The sequence below is a fragment of the Nitrososphaerales archaeon genome (assembly GCA_032906765.1).
Classification (GTDB): domain Archaea; phylum Thermoproteota; class Nitrososphaeria; order Nitrososphaerales; family Gagatemarchaeaceae; genus DASPPF01.
In genome coordinates, this window is sequence record JAJTZB010000007.1 from 37,694 (window position 1) to 61,373 (window position 23,680).

Consider the following 23,680-nt stretch of genomic DNA (forward strand, 5'->3'; position numbering starts at 1 on the left):
GGTCCGTAATCACCGACAAGTCCAAGCCCTTCTCCTACAGGTCTGACGTCGCATCAGCTCTCGCCGAGGAGATAGCCTCCTCTGACGAGAAGGTGGTTGTGGTCCACGGCGGCGGTTCCTTCGGCCACACCGTCGCGAAGCAGTACGGCCTGACGTCCTCCTCGGCCACAGGCAGCTCTGTCGGCGTCCCGCAGACAAGGAACGCGATGTATGAGCTGAACCACCTGGTCTGCAAGACGATGATGGAGTTCAAGGTCAGTCCATATCCATTCGCTCCGTTCGACATGCTCACGCGGGCGACGAAGAGCGCCACAGCCAACTGGCTGAAGGGTCTGCTGAAGGCCGGACTGACACCGGTCACCTTCGGAGACGTCTCGCTCCTCCCCGGCGGCTTCAAGGTTTTCTCAGGCGACGCAATAGTCCAGGAGCTCGCCCGGATACTGAAGCCCGACTGGTGCGTTTTCGCGCTCGACGTCGACGGAGTCTACGAAGAGAATACGAAGGTGATAATCCCAGAGCTTACCCCAGCCAAGATCAGGAGGATGAAGGTCGGGAGGGGTGAGGACGCCACGGGCGGGATGAGGGCGAAGCTCGAGGTCGCAGCAAAGGTCGCGGCAGGGGGAACACCTGTCTCCTTCGTATCGGGTTACAGAAGGAACGAGTTCTCCAAAGCCTTAAGGGGTCTTGACTTCTACGGCACAGTCGTAAAACCCTGATTCCCCAGGGCCAAGGTTGGCGCAGCAATTGATTGACCTTCAGAAGGAAATGGCAAGGGTGAAGTCGAGAGTGGACGGGGTTATCTTGAAAGAGCTCCTCCCAAGGTCGAACCCGATACCCGAGGTGGACCTGCTCTACAAGATGATGCGCGACTACCCGGCGAGGACCGCCAAGGGCCTGAGACCTTTCCTATGCGTCGTCGCCTGCAAGGCGACGGGCGGCACAGAGGAGGACTCGCTCCTCACCGCCGCCTCCCTGGAGATGTTCCAGCACTGGATACTGATACACGACGACATCGAGGACGAGTCGGAGCTCCGCAGGGGGGAACCCACGCTCCACATGAAGTACTCAAAATCGCTTGCACTCAACGCGGGCGACGCACTCCACGCGAGGATGTGGGGCGCCCTCGCCCTGAACGAGAAGAGGCTGGGCCAGGAACGCACGCTGCGTGTGATGGACGAGTTCTCCAGAATGGTCAACGCGACGACCGAGGGCCAGCACATGGAGCTCGTCTGGGTGCACGAGAAGAAGTGGGACCTAGACGAGTCGGACTACTACGAGATGTGCACCCGGAAGACCTCGTGGTACACGACCGCGAGCCCCTGCAGGTTAGGAGCGATTGTAGCCGGCGCGAAAGCCCCAGTCCTTGAGAAGCTCCTCAGGTTCGGCCTCAAGCTCGGCGTCGGGTTCCAGATACAGGACGACGTGCTCAACCTCGTCGGCGACCAGTCCAAGTACGGCAAGGCGAGGTCGGACGACATCCTCGAGGGCAAGAGGACCGTAATGCTCCTGAAGCTGCTCGAACTCGCCACTAGCGCCGAGAGGGCAAAGGTCGTGGCAATAATGAACAAGCCCAGGGAGAGGAAGAGCTCAAGGGATGTAGAATACGTCGTGTCCATGATGAGGAAGTATGACACGATTGGGTACGCCAGCGGGAGGGCGAAGGCGCTGATGAACGAGGCTCTCCTGATAGCCGACACCGTGGCTTGGGAGGGGGACAAGTCGGCTGTGCAGCTGCTGAAGGCTGTCGCGAGGTTCACAGTAGAGCGACAATGGTGAACGAGAAGTCCGCGGTACTCTCACAGGCAGCGCTCGACGCTCTCGAGAGGAACGCCCTTGTCAACGCCTCGCGCCACGGCGGGAAGGCGGAGGTGGGTGCAATCGTGAGCGGGGTGCTGGGTGAGTTCCCCGAACTCAGGTCGAGGGCCGGGGACGTCGCGTCGGTGGCCCGCAGCGTGGTCGGGAAGGTCAACGCGATGGGGGAGACCGAGCAGCTGGAGCTACTCACGAAGAAGTATCCAGAGCATGTCCAGCAGAAGAAGAAGGAGGGGCGGGTTGGACTCCCACCGCTCCCCAACGCAGAGAAGGGTAAGGTGGCCTTCCGACTCCCCCCGGAGCCCTCAGGCTTCATGACCATCGGCCACGCGATGGCGTTCACGATCAACCACCTCTACTCCGAGATGTACGACGGAGAACTCTGGCTGAGGTTCGAGGACACGAACCCGAAGAAGGCTGCCAAGAGATACTACGAGAGCTTCAGGGAGGGAATCGCATGGCTCGGCATCAAGGTCGACCACGAGAAGAACGTCTCCGAGGACAACGAGATGATTTGCGACCACGGGACTCGGCTGATACGGGAAGGGAAGGCCTACACCTGCTCCTGCGACCAGCCGAAGGTCAAGAAGCTTAGGTTCGAGGGGACAGTTTGCGAGCATAGGGGCAGAGGTCCGGACGAGAACATGCGCGTGTGGGAGGAAATGCTCGGCAGGAAGCACGGGGAGGGTTCGTGGGTCGTCAGGCTGAAGGGCGACATGGGGAACCCTGACTACTCGCTCAGAGACCCTAACATCTTCAGGATAATCGAGCACAACCACCCCGTCACGGGTTCGAAGTACGCCGTGTGGCCGACCTACGACCTTGCCAATACGATAGAGGACGAGGTCTGCGGGATAACACACATTCTAAGGAGCTCGGAGTTCCATACTGCGCTCCAGCGGCTCATCAGGGAGACACTCTCGTTGAGGAGGGTCGAGGTCATCCAGTTCTCCAGGTTCAACTTCAAGGGCACGCCTGTCCAGAAGAGGCTCCTTAGGCCCCTCGTTGAGAATGGCCTCGTCTCGGGCTGGGACGACCCGCGTATGCCCACTGTTGCAGGTGTCAGGCGGCGAGGGATAATCCCCGAAACCATCAGGCAGTTCACACTCCAGGTAGGGTACACAAAGTCTGAGCACGAATACGACTGGAGCCTGCTCTTCGCAGTCAACAGGAAGCTCCTCGACCCAGTCTCGAGAAGGGTCTTCTTCGTTCCGAATCCGGTAGGGCTGCGCGTCGAAGGGGCGCCGAGAAAGAAGGTCACCATCAAGTTCCACCCGGAGAAGGACCTCGGGGAGAGGACTGTGGATACCTCTGGCGAGTTCTTCGTGCCCGGCGACGACGCGAAGTCGCTCAAGAAGGGATCGGTCTTCAGACTGATGGAACTCTTCAACGTCGAGCTTCTCTCGACGGAAGGCCGTCTGACCGCCAAGTACACCGGTGACGAGCTCGTTCAGGACACAAGGAAGGTGCAATGGGTAACACCCGACCACGTGGAGGCAAAGGTGCTCGTGCCAGGTGCGCTCTTCAACGACGCCGGCGAATTCGACCCTGAGAGCCTGACCGAGGTGAGCGGCTACGGCGAGCGGGCAATGGCAAGCCTGAAGGAGGGCGAGATAGTCCAGCTCCCCAGGTTCGGATTCTGCCGCCAGGACTCTCCCCACACTCTCATCCTAACTCACAAGTGAACTACCGACAAGGTTCTGGGCCGCGAGTCGAGAGCTCCCGACAGCAAGTCTGTCACACCAGAAGCTGACCTTCTTCTTCGGAACCGTTTATATCCCAGCCCCGAAGGGCGAAGGTGGGCGAATTTTTGATGACCCCAAAGCCGTATTACGTGAAGTTCGAGACGCCAAAGGAAGTTTCGGAGGCAGCCTACGAGGTTCTCAGACAGGCGTCGAGGAGCGGCAAGGTAAGGAAGGGTACGAACGAGGCGACGAAAGCGATAGAGAGGGGCCTCGCAAAGCTCGTCGTGATTGCCGAGGACGTCCAGCCTCCAGAGGTCGTCGCTCACCTCCCGATACTTTGTGAAGAAAGGAAGATTCCGTACGTCTTCGTCCCCTCGAAGGACCAGATAGGCCCCGCAATCGGCATCGATGTCTCGACCGCTTCGGCTGCAGTGCTCGACGCGGGGGAGGGTGCCCAGATTCTTGAGCAGGTCACCCAAGCACTGGCGAGGCTGAACAAGCCGACATGAGTTCGAAGAAAGAAGTAGAGACGCTAACCCCGGCCGAGGTCGTTCAGATCGTGTCGAGGACGGGTGTGGCTGGAGAGATCACACAGGTGAGGGTCAAGATACTCGAGGGGAAGGAGAAGGGGAGAATCCTGACCAGGAACGTGAAGGGGCCTATCAGGCTGGCAGACGTGCTAATCCTGAGGGAGACGGAAAGAGAAGCCAGAAAGGTGCGTTAAGTCTTCATACCGGCCGGTGCCCTTGGCCTGATGCTTGCCGTCAGGCTTGCAGTGATTCACTAGCACCTCGTTCGGGTTCGGTTCGAACACGACTGCTCCACCTCTGCACCGCCTCAAACGTGAGGATGATTCCGAACTCGTCTAGTATCCTCTCAGAAATCTTGGGAATAGACAATCCCCCTCGTCGCGCTTCCGATATTCTCTCCCTTATCTCCACAGGAATCCGCTTGCCACGTTGGATATGCGCTGCGTTGGCAAGCTTCACGAATCGCTCATAGCGGGCCGTTCTTAGAAGAGGGGAGAACGCGGGTATCGTATACAGATTGACTACCTGTCTTCTGGCTACAGAAAGGGCTTCGCGGTTGCGAAACGAACTAACTCCGAAGGTCAGAAGGAGCCGTTTCACGAAGTCCCAGTTAGGGCCAATCCAAAATTCGACAGTCTGCGAGGCAATACTTACTGAACCATCCGACTCTGCCAACCCCTGCACGAGTCCCCGTCTGAAACCCTTGGGTGCTCTCAGCGCCCAATCCATCCTGACAGAATCATACGTCGTCAATTCATCGTCTGTCAGACCGAGGCACACGTTGTATAACCAGTCTACAAGCGCGGTGGACTGCGATCGCCAGACGTAGAATCCGCGAGGTTTGTTGCCGTACGGGGCCCGATCTGACACCCTCTCCATCCTCACCCCGATTCCACGCGCGCATTCACTCGTGAAGTCGCCTATCATCACGCTTGTATCATATCGTTTGCTCAGTACGAGTTCTAGGTGCCTGTGCCACTCCGCCTGTCTCTTCTTGGCAGCATCCCCTATCATCACCCCTAAGAGGAAGCCAAACCCGTATGGACTCGAAGCCTCTTCGCGCGGCGTGCCAATTGGCTGTAGTTGGCCAAGGACGAACTGCACGTCCTTCCAATCTCCTATTACTCGCGGGACTTGAATGAAGGGGTCCAAGGGAACCGCGTGACCCGGGGTGTTGTTGATGCTCAGCCAGACCCAACCCTTCTTGGGTCTTCCCAACTCCAGGAATGATTTCAGGTAGTGTGCCAATTTTGGCCTATGTCTGAATCTAGCCCAGCTCTCGACAGACCACTCTCCAACCCCAGCCTCCAAAGCGGTAGCTCGCCTGGTTGCTCCCTCGGACGCGAGAAGCAACACTTTGGCATACCTTGAGAACCGCTTGATTTCGTACTCGTTGGGTTCGCAGTTCTTCCAGAAGAAATTCGTGAAGCCGAGGTCGGCCCCGCGCTTGAGCAGGTACTCCATCACTCTGCGGTTGGCAATTGCCTCGGCCCGTCTTCGAGACGCATGCTTCGGCAACGAGCTTCAACTGGAAGGTTCGATTTAGCGGCAAATTCGACGCGCCCTTTATATTCCAAGCAGTGAAGGGCAGCGAAAGTCACGAGGCTGATGGCATGAAATGTATGTTCCAAAACGATGTGCTTTCTGCGGCAAGGAGGTCAGGCTCGGCATGGGAATCCTCTACGTCAGGAACGACGGCTCGACAAAGTCGTACTGCTCGTCGAAGTGCAAGGTGAACGACCAGAAGCTTCGCAGGGACCCCAGGAAGTTGAAGTGGGCCAGAAGGAACAAGCAGCAATGAGCTCCACATCAGAGGACACGCTGATAGTACTGAAGCCGGACTCGGTCAGGCGGGGCCTGATCGGTGATATCATCTCGAGGTTCGAAAGGAAGGGATTCACGGTCAAGCGGCTCGAGATGCTGACAATGTCGAAGGCCCAGGCCGAGGAGTTCTACAGCGTCCACAAGGGCAAGCCCTTCCTCGGCGAGCTCGTCTCGTTCATCTCCTCCGGCCCAGTCGTGGGCGTGGTCCTTTCGGGCAGGGACGCAGTGGCCACCGTCCGGAGGATGGTCGGAGCCACAAAGAGCTGGGAGGCTGCTGCGGGGACGGTCAGGGGCGACCTCTCGCTCGGCTACACAGACAACGTCATCCACGCTTCTGACTCGGCAGATAGCTTTTCAAAGGAGAGCAAGGTCTTCTTCCGCAGGTAGAGGGTGCCACTGAGCACGAATAGAGAGGCTCGAATGTCATGTCAGAATTCCGGAACCATCTGCGGCAGCCTGTGGTCGTCGTCCTCGGCCACGTGGACAGCGGCAAGTGCGTTAGTGGCGACACTCTGATTCAGCTTGCCGACGGAAGGATTTGCCCGGCCGAGCGCGTCTTCGAAGAATTCAAGGAAGGAGAACCAACCCGCAGACCTGACGGGGATGTCTTCGAGGCAAGGGACCTAGATGTGCTGTCGGTTGGACCCGGTGGCAGGGTTCTGCCGAGGAAGGTCTCGCATGTTTGGAAGCTCCACACTGACCGGCTGGTCAGCGTCGAAACCAAGGCAGGCTATCGCGTCAAATGCACCCCGGAACACAAGTTTCTCGTGATGTCGCCAGAAGGGGAGACGAAATACATCGAAGCGGAGAACCTGCGACTCGGCGACCATCTTCTTCTGCCCTCTAGAGTGCCAGTCGTCCAGAGCCCGCTGGACCGCGTGAAGGCGGAGATACTCGCGAGGCTTTCTGACGACTTCCTCATCCGAGCGTCCTCCAGGCTAAATGACCAGGTCAAGTCATTCTCGAAGGGAAAGAGTCAGAAGGTGGGGGATGAGGTCGGAGACGGCCAGTTCCTCTTTCACATCTTCAAGGGCTACTACCGTGCTCCGGTCTTCCGTCGACTCACGGATGCCCTCGGACTGCCGCTAGGCGAGGCATACGACCAGGTCGAAGCGATAAAGTTCGCTTCCAAGAAGCAGCGTGCCTCACACGTGTCACCCTGGGTGAAGCTACCCAGAAGCAGGCAGGGTTTCGAGGCACTCACGTATCTAGTGGGTCTCCTCTACGGAGATGGAATAGCGCGGACAGGCCATCTGGCAAACATCTCGGACGACATCATGGACGTCTTCTCGAATTGTCTCTTGACGGCGTTCGGGGTGGGGGCCACTAAAGCCTGGCGACGGACGAGCTACGTTGTGTACCACAAAGGTGGCAAGTCTCTGGCAAGGTTCCTCACGGAGGTCTTCGATTACCCAGTCTCGGACAAGACGAGAAGCCTGCGAGTTCCGGATGTAATTTCGCGGATGCCCGACGACCTGGTGGCAGCGTTTCTCCGCGGGTTCTTCGACGCAGAGGGTTTTGTCCAAGAAGGGAGGAACATAGGGGTCGGCTGCCAGAGCCGTGAACTGATGAGGCAATTGCCCATGCTCCTCCAGAGGTTCGGTTCTCTGGCGTACTTTGGGAAGAGCCACTCCCATGAGATCTTCATCAGCGGAAGGGACCACGTCGCAGCATTCGTGAAGCACGTCGGCTTCAGGGATAGGGAGAAGATGCTTGCCACAAAGAGGCGGTTGCTGGATTCCGGGATGAATCGTGTCTTCGACCTCACTCCGATTCCGGGCGGATTCCTGACGTCCGTCAGGAGATCCAATGAAGTCGTCTGGGACAAGAGCTTCCAGCTTACGAGCTTCGAGCCCTACCAAAGGCTCAGCAAGCACGTCCTCTTGAGGCTACCATCTGTAGTACCCGCCTACAGGAACGAGGCGCTTCAGGTGGCGTTGAGCAACTTCGCCATGGTCCAGGTGACTAGGCTGGAGGTACTCGACGGAAGCTGGGAGGTCTACGACTTCACAGTCGACGACTTTCACAACTTTCTCGCCAACGGTCTAATCATCCATAACACCAGCCTACTCGACAAGATAAGGGGCACAGCCGTCCAGGCCAGAGAGGCAGGAGGCATCACGCAGGAGATTGGTGCGAGCTTCTTCCCGTTGGAAACACTCCGAGCCATCAGCGGGTCCCTACTGGACAAGGCAGGGGGCGAGCTCCAGGTACCAGGCCTTCTCGTAATCGACACGCCTGGCCACGAGATCTTCTCGAACCTACGGCTCAGGGGAGGCTCAGCGGCTGACATAGCGATAGTCGTAGTCGACGTCCTGAAGGGACTGGAGAACCAGACGCTCGAGAGCATAGACATACTGAAGCAGCGGAAGGTCCCATTCCTAGTCGCGCTCAACAAAGTCGACATGATCAAGGGCTGGAGGAAGGGAAGCGTGGGGCCGCTGCTCCAGCTACTCAAGGAGCAGCCGCCCGAGTGGAACGACGAGCTCGAGGAGAGGCTCTACAACGTAGTCGGCGGGCTCTCGAGGCTCGGCTTTCAGTCCGACGCTTACTACAGGGTGAAGGATTTCCGCCAGCAGGTCTCGATCGTGCCCGTCTCGGCAAGGTACGGGGTGGGCGTCCCCGAGCTCCTAGCGATGCTGATCGGGCTGGCCCAGCAGTTCCTCAAGGGGAAGCTGCAGTTGATCGGAGAGGGGCACGGCGGCAGGGGCATCATCCTCGAGATGCAGGAGGAGGTCGGGATAGGCGAGACGGCCAACATCATTTTGACTGAAGGGAGGCTGAGGGTCGGCGACAGCATAGCACTCGTCAGGAAGGACGGGGCCTTCAGGTCGAAGGTCAAGGCGCTCTTCATGCCGAAGCCTCTCGACGAGATGAGGGACCCCCGCGACAAGTTCACGACTGTCCACGAGGTCTACGCAGCGGCAGGGGTGAAGCTAGTCTCTGCTGACCTGGCGGGAGTAGTCGCAGGCACATCTGTCGCCTCGTTCGGCAGCGAGACGGAGTTCCAGTCGCTGAAGCCGGAGATGGAAAAAGACCTGACGAGCGTCCTAGTGAGGACAGACAACATGGGAGTGATAGTGAAGGCGGGCTCTGTCGGCGGGCTTGAAGCGTTGCTAATGATGCTCGAGGAGAGGGGGATACCCGTGAGGCAGTCTGACATAGGTGACATCTCGAAGAACGACATAATCGACGCAGAGGTCGTCGGCGAACACGACCCATACCTCGCCGCCATCCTGGCGTTCGACTCGAAGGTCCTCCAGGACGCGAGAGAATTCGCTGACCGCGTGGCAATCTTCACTTCGAAGGTCATCTACGAGGTGATAGACAACTACTCCGAGTGGGCCTCGAAGAAGAGGGAGGAGGACGAGCGCTCCGCCCTCTCGACCATCACGCCGCCGTGCAAGCTGAGGGCGATACCGGGCGACTTCTTCCGGAACAAGGACCCTGCAGTCTTCGGCGTCGAGATCTTGGCAGGCAAGCTGAGGCCGAAGCTGAGGCTGATGGGCAGGGATGGGGCGGAGCTCGGGACAATAGAGCAGATCCAGGACAAGGGAAAGAGCATGGCTGAGGCAAAGATGGGGGAGAAGGTGGCGATCTCGGTGAAAGGCCCGACACTCGGGAGGCAGATCAAGGAGAACGACGTGCTCTACACTCTGCCTAAGAGCCACGAGGCGAAGCTACTGAAGGGCAAGTTCCTCGCAGCCCTCTCACAGGACGACCTGGAAGCGCTGAACGAGATTATGGGAATCAGGTCAGCGTCGGACCCGCTCTACGGATTCTAGGGTTCTGTTGACTCTTCGGGACAGAGCCAACTTCCATCCATCTGCTCAGGTGATTGCCCACGTCCTCCTGCGTCTGGGGTTCCCCGTCACGACTTCCCCTGGGTGGCCGAGCCTGCGGAACCACGCAGGCCATGACGTTCTTGCTCGCCAGCACGTCCCTATCCCATGTCTTGTCGCACTCAGGACAGAACAACTTCCTGTCTGCCAAAGGAACGACGCGGGAGCCACAGTCAGGGCAGTTACGGGATGTGCCTCTTGGATTAACGTAGGTGACAGGGATTCCTTCCCACCTGGCTTTGTACTCAATCTGTCTCTGGACCTCGTGGAACATCCACGAGTTCATCCTTCCCCTGAATGACCTCCCCTGTCCATTCCCCTTCCTGTAGAGCTTCCTTATTCCGGTAAGCCTCTCCATCTTGATGCCGAAGCCTTTGTCTTTCGCGTGATTCACAATCGCTATGCTGATCTTGTGGAGCTTCTGGATCGTTCGGTTCCTCTCCCGTCTGCCGCACTTGGCGAGGAGCTTCTGCTGAATCCGCCTGTCCCTCTTGGTCTTCTGGGCAATCTTTGCCCTGTTCTCTCGGTATCTCTCCTTGATTTCCGCCACGTCAGACGTATCGACTTGTTCAGTTTGAGGCGTTGAGTCGGACCAAGTTACATTCCTCTCATTCACATCGATGCCGATTTGCCCGTGGGGCTCAATCTCGGCAGTCTCTTTCGAGAAGGCGATGCTCAAGATGCGACCCGTGAGCGTGATTGAGCCCCGCTTCAGGCTCGGGTCATCGACGAACGAGAGGTGATAGTCCGAGGCTTGAAGGGTCAGATAGATGAACTCCCTCGGCTTTGTAGGTATTCTAAGAATCAGATGGTCGAGAGTGTAGGACTCATTGTCGAGCTTGATGAACCCTCGCTTGATGTATGGGTCGCTTTTTCGGTTCTTGTTTTGATAGACCGAATAGGCGACCTCGCAAGCCGAGAGGATGTAGTGGGTGTGGAGGCCATATTCCTTAAGGCGGGGATACGCGAGTTCTTGCAGCTTGAATCTGCTCCTAACCTTTTCGCCCGTTTCCCTCTCGTGGCCGAGAACAACTCGGATTGCGTCGTTGCACATGAGACGGAAGACCTCAAAGAGCGAATCGAGTTCGTTGGAGGCTTTGTATCGGAAGCGGACCGCCTTTACGAGTCGCATATGCAGAGAGCTTCAATTTCCATATAACCGCCATGTCCCTAAGAGTTAGCAGGGCCGTTTCTAGTTCTGTTTATAACCACCTGACATTCGGAGGTCCGAGAATGGCCCAGTTCAAACTGGTCGTGTCGGACTCCAAGACGAGGAAGGCCGAGTCCAAGGAGGTCAAGGACGCTGAGGCCCAGCCTTTCGTCGGGAGGAAGTTGGGGGAGGTGGTCGACGCCTCGTCGATCGGTCTGGGCAAGGTCAAGATCACTGGAGGAAGCGACAGGGCCGGCTTCCCGATGCGCTCCGACGTGCTGGGGGGAGGGAAGAAGTACGTCCTTCTCACCGCGGGAGTGGGTTTCCATTCCGACGTGGAGGGCGTCAAGAAGAGGAGACTCGTCCGCGGCAACACAATAACCGAAGAGATATACCAAGTGAACGTGAAGAAGGTAGAAGAACAGGAAAGACAGTCCTAGAAACCAGCGATAATTGCGCCTAAGCCGCCAGATTCCTGAAGATTAAAATACGTCCATTTTGCAAGAATTTCACGGGGTGTTGCATCTCTGAGCAAGCTTGACGAGACAGACATGAAGATTCTCTCTGCTCTCTACGCAGACGCCTCCGTATCCGTTCCGAACCTCAGCAAGCAGCTCGGGGTCAACCTCTCAGTGACGTACAGCAGGATAAAGCGGCTGCAGAAGAGGGGCATCATACAGAAGTTCACGATTCAGGTAAACGAGGACAACCTGGGGTTGAGGGCCTCGGCCATCGCTGGCCTCAACATCGACCCCAAGCTGAGGGAGCAGGTGGTGTCTGAGATAGAGAAGATCGAAGGGATGAGGCTCATTCGCGAGGTCACCGGCAGGTTCGACATCATAGCGAACCTGAGAGGGAAGTCTCTCGACGAACTCCACAAGACCGTCTACGATGTTCTCGGCAAGCTGCCAGGCGTGATGCACGCAGAAATCTTCATGGAAGTCTCGCGCCAGACGCCTCCAGTGACTTTCAAAATAGTCGACTAAGTCCGAAACTCTTAAGGACGCGACGGGGCTCGGAAATTCGTGAACCCTTTGGTGGTTCTCGAGCAGGCCGAGGCGCAGGGGAAGCTGCCGAAGCCAATCGCCAGAAGAGTCCGCAAGAGGATGAACTTCCTCGCGGGCGCTGTAGGCAGGGTCGAGCGGGCCAGCGGTCTTAGGTATCCGCCCTACTACGTCGAGCCAGTCCTGCCCGTGTCCAGGAGCGGCGTCGAATTCGGCCAGATGGGCGTCCTGTTCGCGCGCGTGATCCCGACAACGGCCACCGGCAAGCTATCCATCATAGTTCAGTTCACGGCCGCGCTCGTCGCTTTCGCGAGCAAGGGGACGCTGGAAGCCGTGGCCGCGCACGAGTTTACTCACTACGTCGACCTTGTCAGGAGGCTCAGCACCACCAACGTGGTCAGCGACGAGAAGGCGAGCACGCTCTTCGAGGCTTCGTACGCGGACAGCGAGAGGACTGTCCCTCCTTCGCTCCTGTTCAGCGAGAGGTCGCTCGTCAGCCTCGTGAAGAGGAAGTTCAAGGACGGGCTCTCAGACGAGAGCCTGAACAAGAAGGTGGACGAAGGCTGGATATCCAAGAAGATGCCGATGAGACTCGTTGCCCCAGACGAGAACGTCGTAAGAATCTCGATGGGCGGAGTCGTCTCGTCGGCCTTTGACGGGGGAGTGTTGCGGAAGATAGCCCAGATTGAAGAGAGGGTGAAGCGTTGAGACTCGACCAAGCGGAGAGAGAGGCTCTACGGTCTGTCGCCTCCTCGCTCGTGGACCCGAAGTCCGTCGTAGCCGTCTGCGGATACGGTTCGAAGGTCGCAGGCTACGCGAGGCCCGACTCCGATTACGACCTGATCGTGGTCGCCAAGAGGTTCGGCGCAGGCGTGAGGTACAGGTACGTCAAGGAGCCGGTAGAGGCGTCGGCCCTGATCGTCGACGAGGATCTGTTGCTGCGCGACGCTCGGACTTCGTACCTCGGGGAGTTCGTGGTAGGGCGCCTCCTCAATGTCTACGAGCCTGTGGTCAACGAGCAGCTCCTGAGGAGGGCCGAGGTCGAGTATAAGGAACGCGTCGTTGTGGAAGCTCTCTTCGAGCTCTCTTCGGACTACGGCGAATTCGCCGGCCACTTGACGGTCCCCTACGACTACTTCCTCTTCGACAAGCTGCGGAAGAGGTCGGCAGTCTATCCTCCGGCTCTCTACAGCTACGTCAGGACGTACACCTGCACCCTCGGGAAGGAGAACAGGGCGTTCTCCGTGGCCGGGTTCAGGGAGGCGGCCGAAGCGCTCGAGCCCAAGGGCTTCCTAGATGCGGCCGACGGCGGCGTCCGCATCTTTCCTGAGAAGATGAAAGGGGACTCCTTCACCAAGGTACTCTCCCTCTTTTCCCTCACCGCAAGGGGCGTGACGCATTACGCAGTCCACGGCTACGCCGGGAGGGTGGGGCTGGGCGTCTTCCGCAGGGAGGCCCTGTCGAAACTGAGGAGGATGAGGGAACGGCCGGAACCGCCGATGGAGCTCGAGAAGCCGAGGAGCCTCCTGACCCTCGACGCGGGTGTCTTCGTCCCCAACGCCTCCAAGCTCAACCAGGAGCTGGCTAGAATAGCGGGCTTCGAGGACTTCAAGGTCACGGAGCGCGACCTGGGCGAGCCCTACTCGACGACGCACGCTTTGACGTTCAAAAGTGCCGGGCGCGAACGCTCCTTCGTCGTGAAGAACTTCTCCGACGTCAGGTCCCTCAAGTGGGCCCTTCTCGGCGTATGGGCTGTGGCCGCTCGCAAGTTCAACATGAGCCCCCTTGCGAGGCTGGGAAGGGAGTACCAGTCCTCGATGCTGTTGAGAGGGAAGGGCGTGAAGACGCCGGCGATCGTCGCCGTTGCGCCCGACGAAAGGGTCCTCGTGAAAGAGTTCGTCGCCGGGCCCCCGCTCTCCAAAATCATTGACGGCCTGCTGAGGGGCAGCGGCCAGGGACTGAAGAGCGTCTCATCCTACGGGGAGCTGCTTGCCAAGGTCCACGCCGCGGGAGTCGCCCTCGGAGACGCGAAGGCCAGCAACGTGGTCGTGTCCGACGACGGCCTCTACCTCACGGACCTAGAGCAGACTATCGAAGGAGGCGACAAGGCGTGGGATTTGGCGGAGTTCCTCTACTACACCGCGAAGCTGTCTCTGAAGGAGGAGAGGATGAGAGAAGTCGCGGACGCGTTTCTGAAGGGGTACGCGGCGAAGGGAGAAAGGGACGCTTTGACAAGGGCAGGTAGCGCGCGTTATCTCGGGCCCTTCAGACCATTCCTCTCGCCGGGGATGACGAAGATGCTCAGGGACCTAGTCGCCGCGTACACTTAGGTCTTCGACGGGTACGTGGTGTAGCCGCAGTTCCCGCAGGTCAGTCTGTTGTTGTGCTGCGCCATGAAGTATCCCCTCCCGCACCTGGGACACTCTTTCCTGAGCCTCGTAAGCGAGCCGCCTTCGACCTTGTACAGCTTGTGGACCTGTATTCTTCTCTTGGGCGCCTTCGGCTTCTCCTTCTTCTCCGGCTTCTTCTCCTCCGCAGGCGCGGCCGGAGTGGCAGGAACTGGCGCGGGTGCAGGAGCCGGTGCCGCAGGTTGCTGTTTCGACATGCTTACTTCTTCTTCTCCTCAGCTGGGGCTGGTGTAGCCGCCTTCTTCTTCTCCTGCTTCAGCTTCTCCCTCTCCTCCTTGGTGAGCATCCTCACCTCGAGGTGCTTGGGGTGCGTCCGCTTCTTCGAGGCGGCCGAGCCGTATACGTAGAACTTCCCCAGGACATCCGTGGTGCCAGACTGCTCCTCAAGCCTCACGAGCCCGACGTTCTCTGCAGGCACGTTCATCTCCTTAGCCAGCAGCTCGATTGCTTCCTTCCTAGTTACGTGCCCGGCCTTGCCACCGATTGAAAACTCAACGTAGGTCCTGTCCAGCAACTTTGACTCGGCTTTCTTCTGCACTTGCAACTGTCGCAGCCCCGATTGAAGGCGCTAATTAAGTTCGCCTCGGTCGCTACATTATGGCGGGGGCTCCCATCTTCGCCAGCAGAGCCCTGTCCCTCGCCTTCGCAGACGCGTCCGCCCTGACCATCACGATCCCTTCCCCCGGCTGGCCGTAGAAGACGTCCGCATGGAGCGGGGCCAGAGCTACTGCGGGTATGGCGAGCAGGTCCTCCTCCCCATCAACCAGCACCCTGGCAGGCTTCTTCCCCTCGAACGCCCTCTTGATCCCCTCTATTGCCTCGGCCGTTATGTAACCAGCAGGGTTCTTCACTCGTATCAGGCGCCCGTGCGGGACGTCCGGCGGCTCCCTCGCCTTCCTGTTCTCCCTCGCGTCGACAATCTGGACATCTGGGACCCTGCCCATCTCTCCAAGCACCTCCGTCACCCTGTCCCCGACTGAGACGACCATGCCCGAGTTTCTTACAGCCTTGGCGAACACGCCCGACTCGATCTCCTCACGGCTGAAGAGCCTGCCGAGAGGTCTCGCGAGCTTCTTGCGCAACTCCTCAGGGAGTCTGTATTGCCCGCTGGTTCTGTCAAGTCGTCGGGGCATGAACCCAACTCCTCAACTTGGAGGCATCAGCTCCGAGGATTACCATCCTCGTCATCGGGTTCCCCTTCACGGCTTCACTCGCCTCCCGCTCCCGTGCGAACCACACACGGACATCCTATTGGGGCGAATTGCCACCCAGAGGGCATGGGCAATTCGATTGCCTTTCAGCGGCTGAGGCATAACCGACGACCTCTCACTTGCGGTTCGCATTTAAGCACCAATGTCCCGATAACCTACCAGAGCCCGCCCGCTCAATGCGGCTAGCTTACCTTCAGAGCGTACCTGCCCTTCTTCGTTATCCCGAGCGTCTTCGCGACCTGGGACTTCTCGGGGTTGATTATGATTATCAGGCCGGACCATTCGTTGCTGAGCTCCGTCGACCCGTCGTTTGGGCACGTCTTCTCGTTGGTGAGCATCTTGCACTTCCTACACGCAAGCTCCTTCAATGCCCCACTACCTACTTCTCGGCCCGCTCCTCGGCCTTCTTCTGCTTCTGCGCCTTCGTGATCTCGTCGTCGATCCACTCGAGCGCGCCGAGGAACGGCTGCCTGCACGTAACTCCTATCTTGCCCATGGAGATTCCGCGGCCAAGGCTGACCGCCGTAATCCTGACGCGCACCTTGCTGCCCACCTTGAGCGTCTTCTTGCTCTGGGAGGCTGTGATTATCCCAGACTTTACGTCGCTTGTCAGGTAATCGTCCATGATCTGGCTGAGGTGGAGGAGGGCGTCTGCCGGTCCGATCCTCACGAAGGCGCCGAAGTCCGTCACCTCGACTATCTCGCCCTCAACGAGCTCCTGTTTCAGGGGGAAGAAGGAGAGCACCTCGAACTTGACCTTATGGTACGTCGCGCCGTCGCCCGCTATGATCTTGCCCACCTTGTCCACGTCCACCTTTGTGACTAGGATGAGGTACCCATAGTCGGGGTTGATTGTGCTCTCGTACTTCAGCTTCAGCAACTCGAGCGCGACCTGCTCTAGTTGGGATCCAAAGCGATCTGGGGGAACGCGGACGACGTCGTCTAGGTTCACAAGCTCAAACATGAATGGTCAGGAACGGGCCACCGCTTGAAGTGGGCGATATTAATCTTTAGAAGGCGAGGAGCCCACTTGGCTAATAATCGTCCAGAACAAGGCAGGGTGGGCGTACTTGACCTCTATCGTTCGCCCGCGTAGGACGGGGCTAATCGTCTTCGCGGCTAGGATAATCAGCGTCTTCACAGGCCTCATCTTCCTCGTCATGATGACGAGGTGGCTCGCGCCCGCGCAATTCGGCCTCTGGGAGGTGATCACGACGATAGTCGCGTTCTCTGCCTATCCAGTCGGCGTGGTCACGTACTGGGCGACTCGGGAGGTGGCTAGGGGGTCCGCAGTCGCGAAGACGACGCTCGTCATTAACCAGCTCGCGAGCCTGGTTGGCGTCGTCATCTATCTTGCGTTCGCGCTTCTCAGCTACGACGTCCTCCGTACGAACCTGGCCGCATTCGTGCTCGCGATCGTACTCGTGCCCCTAGCTTACTGGACTCAGGCGACCGGTGCTCTGCTCGCAGGCTACGACCCTGCAGTCAACGGCTACTCGCTCCTCCTTTCAGAGCCGACAAAGCTGATCGTGGCGTATCCTCTCCTCTTCCAATTCAAATTGGGGATCTACGCGATAATCATAGCGATAGCGGCCTCTTATCTCGTCCAAGGCCTCTACACGACGTACAGGCTGTGGCCCGTGGCGGCGGGAAAGCTCGACCTCTCGCTCGGAAGGAAGTGGCTCGGGCTGTGGCACGTCCCGTCGCTCGGGACGCTGACCTACCTCCTCGGGATAGCTGACACGTTCGTTGCATCGCTCGCCCAGGGGGCTACGATTCTCGCCGGATACTACCAGGCAGCCTTCCAGATATCGACCGTGATAGCTTACGGCCAGTACCTCTCGGTCGCCCTGTACCCAGCCCTCCTCAGGAGACACTCGGACAAGCTCGCGGGAGAGATACTCGAGTTCTCCATGCTCTTCGGAGTCCCGATGGCCGCGGGAGTGATCTCGCTCGCCCCCCAGATCCTTTACCTCTTGAGACCTGAGTATGCCTCCGTCAGCTTCGCACTTGTGATCCTCGCAATCTCTTCCTTGATCATGCTCTTCTCCAATGTGATAGACCAGACGCTGACTGGGAGGGAGACTGCGGACCTCGCGCAGGAAGGCAGGGCGGGGCGCATCATCAGAAGCGACCTGATGTTCGTGCCAGTGACAAACCTCGTATTCGTTTGTGGTTACGTTGCTGTCGTCTTCGTGCTGGGGCTCCTTGGAAGAGGAGGTCAGGTCCCACTGAGCCTGCTCGCAGCTTACTGGGCTCTCGCCCAGCTAGGGGCATGGCTGCTGATGGTGGCTGTCAAGTTCGAAAGGCTCAGAAGCAGGGTGGCCTTCACCTTCCCGAGGCCGATTCTTGCATACGTCGCCGTCGGAGCCCTGATGGGCGTCGTCGTCCACTTCGCGGGAGTGGCGGTGCTCCCGTCGGGGCTCGGAGGCCTCGAGTACGGAACTAGGCTCCTCCTTTTGGTACTCCTCGGCGCGGCGGTATACTTCGGCGTCCTCGTCTCTTTCGAAAAGCGCGTCAGGGGCTACTTCAGGGCAGTCCTCGGGCGCATCCCGCGGGGCACTGCTCCTTCTCCTACCACGGCTTGACCATTGGCGGGTACGCCCTCTTGTGCGCCGACTCCCTATACTTCTTGAGGACGGCGTCTACGATGCCCCTGCCCACGCCAGATTCGGCAGCCGCACGCGCCGGGGACATCTTCTCGTCGAAGAGGCAGTAGAGGACGACGTCGAGGGTGTCGTAGTCGGCGGGCAGCTCGTCGGCCGCGAGGTGGCCTGGCCAGAGTCTGGGGGACGAGGGCTTTGTCACGACGCGCTCCGGCAACCCGAGGTGTCCGGCGAGCTCCCGGACCTGGCTCTTGTAGAGATGAGCTATGGGGAGGAAGTCGACGCCGCCGTCCCCGTGTTTAGTAAAAAAGCCTAGGAGGTCTTCCGATCGGTCTCCTGTCCCAGCAACGAGCAGGTTCAGCACGTTGGCCACGTAGTAGCTCATCGTCATCCTAATCCTCGCGTGTGAATTTCCCCTGGCTACCTTGTCGCCGTCCAAGTCGATGGCAGAGAAGAATCGTGAAGCGATGGGCGAGATGTCTGACTTGAAGGTCCTGACGCCCCACGACTCCGACAGGGTTGTCGCGTCCTCGATGTCCTCTTTCGGGGTGGACTCCGACGGCATCAGGATCGTCACCACCCGTTCCTTCCCGAGCGCCTTCACGCAGAGAGCGCCCACGACTGCGCTGTCTACCCCGCCGCTGAGGCCGACGACTGCGCCCTTCGCGCCAGCCTCTTTCACTGTCTTCCTGATGAACCCGACAATCTCGCCCCCAGCTTTCACGTAGTCCAACTTCAGCGCCGAGATTGTGACAGTCATCTGGGGCGCATGACTCAGGTCTCGGTTAAAACCCTTCGTCGGCCGTAGGTCCCAGATTCCTGGCGGAAGAGTTTTGAAAGACTGAAGGGCGACTCGTTGAGCGTATCGCTGTGGCAACTGCCCAGATCGACGTGTTCATCCCCACCTACAACAGCGCTGCCCATCTTCAGGACTGCATCTCGAGCGTCAGGCGCGCGCTCCCAGCGAGGAGGGTCGTACTGTTGGACCACGACAGCACGGACGGGACCTTGAAGATTGCGGAGAGAGAGGACTGCGAGGTCGTCCGGGAGGATAAGGGCCTCGGCTACGCGAGGCAACTCGCAATCGACCTCGCCGAGACTGAGGTGTTCGCGATGGTGGAGAGCGACCTTGTCTACAGTCAGTTCGGCTGGTACGAGGACGCACTGAAGCTGATGCAGGGGATGGTAGGGGCCGTCGTCGTCTACGTCCCTAGGAGCGCGAGTGAAGAGAGGGGAAGGTACGCAGAGTTCTGGAGCAGAAGAACCCCGCTGGGGGAGCGCAGGCACGGGTTCAGCGCTGGTTCGACACTATTCAGGAAGGAGGCGGTAGAGGGTGTGCATCTCCCCCCTTTCCTGAACGCTTACGAGGACATCTACATCATGAGGCAGATGAGGAGGAGGGGATGGACCTACAAGACTCTGGAGGTGGCCGGCACACACCACTCCGATATCCAATCCTCCAAGAAGGCCAGGTGGTACGGCGCGAACGCGAGGCTGCTCTACTCCGTCGACCCCGGCGACGTGACTCTCGTGAGAAGGCAGCTCGCTCTCCCGCTCATGGGGCTCGTGGCAGCCATCGGTTCCAGAAGCCCGTCCGTCTTTGCTTGGTCACTTTCGTTCAGCGCCAACTTCCTCCTCGGATGGAGCGACCCGAAGAGGTTCTCGAGGCTGAAACGCTGAGGCGCGCGACAGGCTACTGGGGGTGCTCGAGCACTGCGGACAAGTACTCGAACCCGTCCTCGTCCCTCGACAGCTCAGTCAAATGCGACTCAAGAAACTCCTTCGATAGGCTCTCCTCGGCCAAAATCCCCTCAAGATTCCTGATCAACGCGCCGACCTCGAGCCTCTTGTGGAGCAGAGAGGCGCCGAACGACTTCACGGCGCGCCCGACCGCGTGCGCCTTGAAGAAGGACATCACCCTTACGGCCTGGGCCTGTCTGGCCTGGAATGAGTCAAGCGCCACGATAGGCCTTGAGAACCTCTTCGCCATCGTCATCACGCCTGAATTCTGAAGGTTCGACGTTGTGTGTGCGAATACGATGTGGGAGCACTCTTCCATCGCCTTCGCTATCTGGACTGGCTCAAAGAAGCCGACCTTCAGCTCGACCTCGCCGCTCGAGTACGACCCCGGGCCTGGTATCGCAGAACCGAACTCTTGCTCGATTTGCTTCAAGGCCGTCATCGACCTCTCCACTCCGACCTCAGCGTTGAGGCTCACCATCAGCCTGAGCGGGACTTGGAGCCTGCGGGCCAGCCTGATGATCAAAGGATAGCGCTTGTACTTGGCTGCGAATCCGAACGACCCAATCACGAGGCCGCCAGCCTCCTTGGATGGGAGGGCCGGCATGTTGGTGTACGACGCATGAGGTACGATGACGTAACGCCTTACGCCGTCCCTCTCGGCTGCCTCGTTCGCCCTGTAGGTGAGGGTTGCTTGCCTCTGGAGCCAGAGCCTCTCCTCCGGCTTGAATCGCTCTAGGGTGTCGTGAACCTTGACAACTACCCTCTTGCCCTGTGCAGCAAGCAGCTCCACATCCCGGACCAGCTCACCTCCGCGGCTGAGGCCGTTGGCATACTCGACTACGACGCTGCTCGCGGACGCGTCCCGGGCCGAGTCGACCATCTCCGCCTTCACCCTGGCGGAGGAGAATCGGGCCACCAACAGCCTCGCGTACTCCCCCATCCCGCCGGAAGCCGTAGAGTAGGTCAGTATGCTGACAGCATCCTGCGTCTGCCCCGTGGCGCTTTCCGACTTCTCCCAGCAGACCACGCCGGCCCCGACCTCCCCCGCCTTTCGTAAGCCAAGCCGTGCCACCTGGTCCGCGGGCACTCCTCCCGGAGCGGGGAAGAACGCAAACCCGTCCCCCTTCAAGAGCTCGGCGACGCGCCCCACCTCGACGAGCGAAGGCGGTCTGAGGAGGACGCAGCAATCGGCGAACGACTGGGGGAGATGGGTCTGTGTCGACCGAGAGTAAAGGTACCTTATCGATGTATAATGGGGGAGGTCGTAGACCGACCTGCGGGAGGATGTTCCGTAAAGCCTGGAGTAGCCCTCGCCGTGGAGGTCCACGAGGAGGTTCCCGCGCTCAACTTCCAGCTCGATGACGCGGGCGCGCTTGTCCGGAATCCTGTCAGCAACTTCCGAGGCGAGCGCCCCGAGGCCGTCCTCACGCAAGAGCTACCCTGCCCCTGTGGAGAGTTACGACCTCCAGCTTCAAACGCTTCAGGGTCACGATCATCTCCTTGTCGACTGTGGCCACGACGGCCCCGCTTTTCCTGGCGTAGCCCACGACACAGTCGTCGACGCTCCCGCCTTCGCATCTCTCAGTCCGGAAGCTCCCGGCTAGCTCCTCCGCCACGCGTGCCACCTTCGACCTGCGCCACTCCTTCCCTGAGATTGTCCTGAGCTCCACTAGGACGCAATCGAGAGCGACGGGCTGGAAAGAGCCTAACTCCTGCGTCATGTCTTCGAACCACGTTGTCGGCCTCTCGACGACGGCCATCAGGAAGCTGCTGTCAAAGACGACGAACCGACTGCCCTTCAACTCCTGAACCAGCTTGCGCGCACTAATTCAACTTCACAGTGAAGGCGCAGCAGGGAGAACGGTTGCAGGGAAGCCCTAATATGCTCATAGGGACATTAGTGGGATGGGAAACCGGATGGGCGAGGCGACGATTGATGAAAGGGGGAGGATTGTCATCCCTCATGAGATCAGGGACAAGCTGAAGCTGCGGCCAGAACAGAGACTCCGCGTTGAAGTGAAGGACGATGGACTTCTGATCAGACCCTATGTCTCGACGGAGGAGTTCATCAGGGAGATGAGGGGGTGCGTCTCCGGGTCCAAGGTCAGCCCAGAGAGACTCAAAGAAATCTGGGGTGCGAGACATCCTCATAATTGATTCGAACACTTGGGCCTACTACGACGGGGACGCCCCGGAACACGCCCGCGTGAGCGCGGTCATGGACAGGGCTCTGAAATCGTAACAGATCGGTGTCAACACAGTCATAGCAATGGAGGTGGCCCACTTCCTGATAAGAAACCTCGGGCCAGTCAAGGGCCAGTCGAAGGTCGCGGAATTCCTGGGCTTCCCGATGGTCGTGGCGGATTTCGACTACGGCACCCTGCTCGACTCCGTCGGGGAACTGGCGATGAATTCGCACTTCGGGGTCGGCGGCAGGGACGCCACCCTTCTCGCTTCGATGAAGAAGTTCGGGTGGAAGAGGATAATGACGCACGACTCGGCGCTGAAGAAGATAGACTGGCTCGATGTGCAAGACCCTGTCGGCTGACCAGGAGACTCTCTGCCTGCGCGAATGCTACTTCAGCAGGCCCGAGCCTATCAGGCGCCACCTCTCTGCTATGCGCCTGCTGACCGCCGCCCGCATCCCTGTCTCGATCGCGACCGGCTTCTTCAGGTCTACCTCGATGACGTCGCCTCTCGCAGACGTGACGACCGCAGGCGACGACGAAGTGCCAAGGTTGAGCCTGAGGTTCTCCGCCGGCTTCACCTTGTCCACCTTCACAAGCTCAGCGGAACCAACCGCCGTCTCGAAGAGGTCCAGGTCGAGCGTCAGGTGTTCCAGAGTCTGCGGCAGGGTTCCTGGCTTCCCAATCACGCTTCCGACCATCTGATCGCCCTTCGTGAACGTCGGGTCAAGATGGGTGCCAACGGCGATGAGGCCGCCGGGTCCCACCCTGTCCGTGTCTCCTGCGCCGGTCTGAAGACTTGAAACTTTGGTGATTATCGGGACGTACTTGCCGCTCCTCTCATCGACCATCCCCGGCCTGACCTCAACCTCTTCGCCGACGCGCAGCTCTCCCTTCACGAGGCTCCCGCCCAACACCCCTCCCGACAGCGACTCTATCCCCATTCCGGGCCTGTTGACGTCGAAGCTCCTGACCACGTACATCAGCGGGTCAGCCTTCGGGTCCCTCTTCGGCGTCGGGATGACCTCCTCGAGCGCCTCAATCAGAGCGTCAATGTTCAGCTTCTGCTGCGCTGAGATCGGCACGATGGGCGCGTCTGCAGCGACCGTGTTCGCGATGAACGCCTTGATCGCCTCCTCGTTCTTCTTCGCCTCCTCGTCGGTCACAAGGTCGATCTTGTTCTGGGCTACCACTATCCGCTTCATCCCGAGCATCTGGAGAGCTTGCAGGTGCTCCCTCGTCTGGGGCTTGGGAACAGGCTCGTTCGCAGCTATCACGAGAAGAGCGCCGTCCATCAGGAAAGCACCAGCGAGCATGTTCGTCATCAGGGACTCGTGGCCGGGGCAGTCGACGAAGCTTACGGATCTCAGCAGCTTCGTCTCCTTGCCGCAGACGGGGCACTTCGGGCTCGTCGAGTAGTTGGCCGGCGCAGGTGTGTGGGCGCACTTGTAGAAAGCCGCGTCTGCGTATCCGACCTTGATCGTGATCCCCCTCCTCAGTTCCTCGCTGTGGGCGCTCGCCCACACTCCCGTAATCGATTGGATCGTCGTGGTCTTACCATGATCTACGTGACCTGCGCTTCCGATGTTGACCTCAGGCTGCTTCGGGAGAAGAGGTCTTTGTAGTCCCGGATCGGCAACCAACCTCTGTTCTGACAAGAGAATCGCGTTCGACCTCGG

Annotated in this window: 27 protein-coding genes; 16 read left to right on the forward strand and 11 right to left on the reverse strand. The window is 59.4% G+C overall.

Annotation, left to right across the window (positions count from 1 at the left end):
• Positions 1–8 precede the first annotated feature (8 nt).
• The 5 genes from LYZ69_08135 (at position 9) to LYZ69_08155 (ending at position 4,221) form a co-directional block, all read left to right on the forward strand.
• A complete protein-coding gene (locus LYZ69_08135) occupies positions 9–716 on the forward strand; it encodes an isopentenyl phosphate kinase family protein (GenBank protein ID MDV3278415.1) in 708 nt (235 codons plus the stop codon).
• A 28-nt stretch (positions 717–744) separates the two neighbouring features.
• Positions 745–1,776: a polyprenyl synthetase family protein gene (locus LYZ69_08140; GenBank protein MDV3278416.1), complete on the forward strand. Its 1,032-nt coding sequence runs from the start codon at positions 745–747 to the stop codon at positions 1,774–1,776.
• The gene (gene gltX / locus LYZ69_08145; protein MDV3278417.1) at positions 1,773–3,497 is read left to right on the forward strand and encodes a glutamate--tRNA ligase; all 1,725 of its coding nucleotides are present in this window, start codon (positions 1,773–1,775) and stop codon (positions 3,495–3,497) included. The genes LYZ69_08140 and gltX overlap by 4 nt, the downstream gene beginning before the upstream one ends.
• Before the next feature lie 128 nt (positions 3,498–3,625).
• Positions 3,626–4,006, forward strand: a complete 381-nt coding sequence (gene rpl7ae / locus LYZ69_08150) for a 50S ribosomal protein L7Ae (protein MDV3278418.1) — start codon at positions 3,626–3,628, stop codon at positions 4,004–4,006.
• The gene (locus tag LYZ69_08155) at positions 4,003–4,221 is read left to right on the forward strand and encodes a 30S ribosomal protein S28e (protein MDV3278419.1); all 219 of its coding nucleotides are present in this window, start codon (positions 4,003–4,005) and stop codon (positions 4,219–4,221) included. Before rpl7ae ends, LYZ69_08155 begins: the two co-directional genes overlap by 4 nt.
• Before the next feature lie 40 nt (positions 4,222–4,261).
• Here the strand turns inward: LYZ69_08155 and LYZ69_08160 are convergent, their stop codons facing one another.
• The gene (locus tag LYZ69_08160) at positions 4,262–5,545 is read right to left on the reverse strand and encodes a hypothetical protein (GenBank protein ID MDV3278420.1); all 1,284 of its coding nucleotides are present in this window, start codon (positions 5,543–5,545) and stop codon (positions 4,262–4,264) included.
• Positions 5,546–5,645: 100 nt separating this feature from the next.
• Here LYZ69_08160 and LYZ69_08165 point away from each other — a divergent pair, with 100 nt between their 5' ends.
• From LYZ69_08165 to infB, 3 genes are read left to right on the forward strand one after another with little or no spacing between them, the layout of a single operon-like run.
• Positions 5,646–5,828, forward strand: coding sequence for a 50S ribosomal protein L24 (locus tag LYZ69_08165; GenBank protein ID MDV3278421.1), 183 nt, complete (start codon positions 5,646–5,648; stop codon positions 5,826–5,828).
• A complete protein-coding gene (gene ndk / locus LYZ69_08170; GenBank protein MDV3278422.1) occupies positions 5,825–6,238 on the forward strand; it encodes a nucleoside-diphosphate kinase in 414 nt (137 codons plus the stop codon). The genes LYZ69_08165 and ndk overlap by 4 nt, the downstream gene beginning before the upstream one ends.
• A gap of 38 nt (positions 6,239–6,276) precedes the next feature.
• The gene (infB, locus tag LYZ69_08175; protein MDV3278423.1) at positions 6,277–9,636 is read left to right on the forward strand and encodes a translation initiation factor IF-2; all 3,360 of its coding nucleotides are present in this window, start codon (positions 6,277–6,279) and stop codon (positions 9,634–9,636) included.
• On the opposite strand, the gene LYZ69_08180 is transcribed toward infB, so the two are convergent.
• The gene (locus tag LYZ69_08180) at positions 9,602–10,825 is read right to left on the reverse strand and encodes a transposase (protein ID MDV3278424.1); all 1,224 of its coding nucleotides are present in this window, start codon (positions 10,823–10,825) and stop codon (positions 9,602–9,604) included. The genes infB and LYZ69_08180 overlap by 35 nt on opposite strands.
• Before the next feature lie 101 nt (positions 10,826–10,926).
• On the opposite strand from LYZ69_08180, the gene LYZ69_08185 reads away from it, so the two are divergent.
• The 4 genes from LYZ69_08185 (at position 10,927) to LYZ69_08200 (ending at position 14,177) form a co-directional block, all read left to right on the forward strand.
• Positions 10,927–11,283, forward strand: coding sequence for a 30S ribosomal protein S6e (locus tag LYZ69_08185; protein MDV3278425.1), 357 nt, complete (start codon positions 10,927–10,929; stop codon positions 11,281–11,283).
• 111 nt (positions 11,284–11,394) lie between these two features.
• Positions 11,395–11,829, forward strand: coding sequence for an Lrp/AsnC family transcriptional regulator (locus tag LYZ69_08190; GenBank protein MDV3278426.1), 435 nt, complete (start codon positions 11,395–11,397; stop codon positions 11,827–11,829).
• A 39-nt stretch (positions 11,830–11,868) separates the two neighbouring features.
• On the forward strand, positions 11,869–12,555 hold the full coding sequence (locus tag LYZ69_08195) for a hypothetical protein (protein ID MDV3278427.1): 687 nt from the start codon (positions 11,869–11,871) through the stop codon (positions 12,553–12,555).
• Complete coding sequence (locus LYZ69_08200; GenBank protein MDV3278428.1) at positions 12,552–14,177, forward strand: hypothetical protein; 1,626 nt, start codon at positions 12,552–12,554, stop codon at positions 14,175–14,177. The genes LYZ69_08195 and LYZ69_08200 overlap by 4 nt, the downstream gene beginning before the upstream one ends.
• Here the strand turns inward: LYZ69_08200 and LYZ69_08205 are convergent.
• From LYZ69_08205 to LYZ69_08225, 5 genes are all read right to left on the reverse strand, one after another.
• Positions 14,174–14,452, reverse strand: a complete 279-nt coding sequence (locus LYZ69_08205; protein ID MDV3278429.1) for a 30S ribosomal protein S27ae — start codon at positions 14,450–14,452, stop codon at positions 14,174–14,176. The genes LYZ69_08200 and LYZ69_08205 overlap by 4 nt on opposite strands.
• Before the next feature lie 2 nt (positions 14,453–14,454).
• Complete coding sequence (locus LYZ69_08210; GenBank protein MDV3278430.1) at positions 14,455–14,793, reverse strand: hypothetical protein; 339 nt, start codon at positions 14,791–14,793, stop codon at positions 14,455–14,457.
• 52 nt (positions 14,794–14,845) lie between these two features.
• Complete coding sequence (locus LYZ69_08215; protein MDV3278431.1) at positions 14,846–15,388, reverse strand: DUF359 domain-containing protein; 543 nt, start codon at positions 15,386–15,388, stop codon at positions 14,846–14,848.
• 260 nt (positions 15,389–15,648) lie between these two features.
• Positions 15,649–15,834: a DNA-directed RNA polymerase, subunit E'' gene (locus tag LYZ69_08220; protein ID MDV3278432.1), complete on the reverse strand. Its 186-nt coding sequence runs from the start codon at positions 15,832–15,834 to the stop codon at positions 15,649–15,651.
• Between the two features lie 11 nt (positions 15,835–15,845).
• The gene (locus LYZ69_08225; GenBank protein ID MDV3278433.1) at positions 15,846–16,430 is read right to left on the reverse strand and encodes a DNA-directed RNA polymerase; all 585 of its coding nucleotides are present in this window, start codon (positions 16,428–16,430) and stop codon (positions 15,846–15,848) included.
• A gap of 106 nt (positions 16,431–16,536) precedes the next feature.
• On the opposite strand from LYZ69_08225, the gene LYZ69_08230 reads away from it, so the two are divergent.
• Entirely contained in the window at positions 16,537–18,054 is a 1,518-nt protein-coding gene (locus tag LYZ69_08230; protein MDV3278434.1) for a hypothetical protein, read from the forward strand.
• Here the strand turns inward: LYZ69_08230 and LYZ69_08235 are convergent.
• Positions 18,041–18,832 carry an NAD+ synthase gene (locus tag LYZ69_08235; GenBank protein MDV3278435.1) on the reverse strand — a complete coding sequence of 264 codons (792 nt, stop codon included), beginning with the start codon at positions 18,830–18,832 and terminating at the stop codon, positions 18,041–18,043. The two genes, LYZ69_08230 and LYZ69_08235, sit on opposite strands and share 14 nt — an antisense overlap.
• A gap of 110 nt (positions 18,833–18,942) precedes the next feature.
• Here LYZ69_08235 and LYZ69_08240 point away from each other — a divergent pair, with 110 nt between their 5' ends.
• Positions 18,943–19,752 carry a glycosyltransferase gene (locus LYZ69_08240; protein ID MDV3278436.1) on the forward strand — a complete coding sequence of 270 codons (810 nt, stop codon included), beginning with the start codon at positions 18,943–18,945 and terminating at the stop codon, positions 19,750–19,752.
• 13 nt (positions 19,753–19,765) lie between these two features.
• Here the strand turns inward: LYZ69_08240 and LYZ69_08245 are convergent, their stop codons facing one another.
• A complete protein-coding gene (locus tag LYZ69_08245) occupies positions 19,766–21,247 on the reverse strand; it encodes a hypothetical protein (protein MDV3278437.1) in 1,482 nt (493 codons plus the stop codon).
• Complete coding sequence (locus tag LYZ69_08250; protein ID MDV3278438.1) at positions 21,240–21,617, reverse strand: hypothetical protein; 378 nt, start codon at positions 21,615–21,617, stop codon at positions 21,240–21,242. Before LYZ69_08250 ends, LYZ69_08245 begins: the two co-directional genes overlap by 8 nt.
• 115 nt (positions 21,618–21,732) lie before the next feature.
• On the opposite strand from LYZ69_08250, the gene LYZ69_08255 reads away from it, so the two are divergent.
• The gene (locus LYZ69_08255; GenBank protein ID MDV3278439.1) at positions 21,733–21,972 is read left to right on the forward strand and encodes an AbrB/MazE/SpoVT family DNA-binding domain-containing protein; all 240 of its coding nucleotides are present in this window, start codon (positions 21,733–21,735) and stop codon (positions 21,970–21,972) included.
• 112 nt (positions 21,973–22,084) lie between these two features.
• A complete protein-coding gene (locus tag LYZ69_08260; protein MDV3278440.1) occupies positions 22,085–22,363 on the forward strand; it encodes a hypothetical protein in 279 nt (92 codons plus the stop codon).
• A 27-nt stretch (positions 22,364–22,390) separates the two neighbouring features.
• Here the strand turns inward: LYZ69_08260 and LYZ69_08265 are convergent, their stop codons facing one another.
• A complete protein-coding gene (locus LYZ69_08265) occupies positions 22,391–23,659 on the reverse strand; it encodes a translation initiation factor IF-2 subunit gamma (GenBank protein ID MDV3278441.1) in 1,269 nt (422 codons plus the stop codon).
• Positions 23,660–23,680 lie beyond the last annotated feature (21 nt).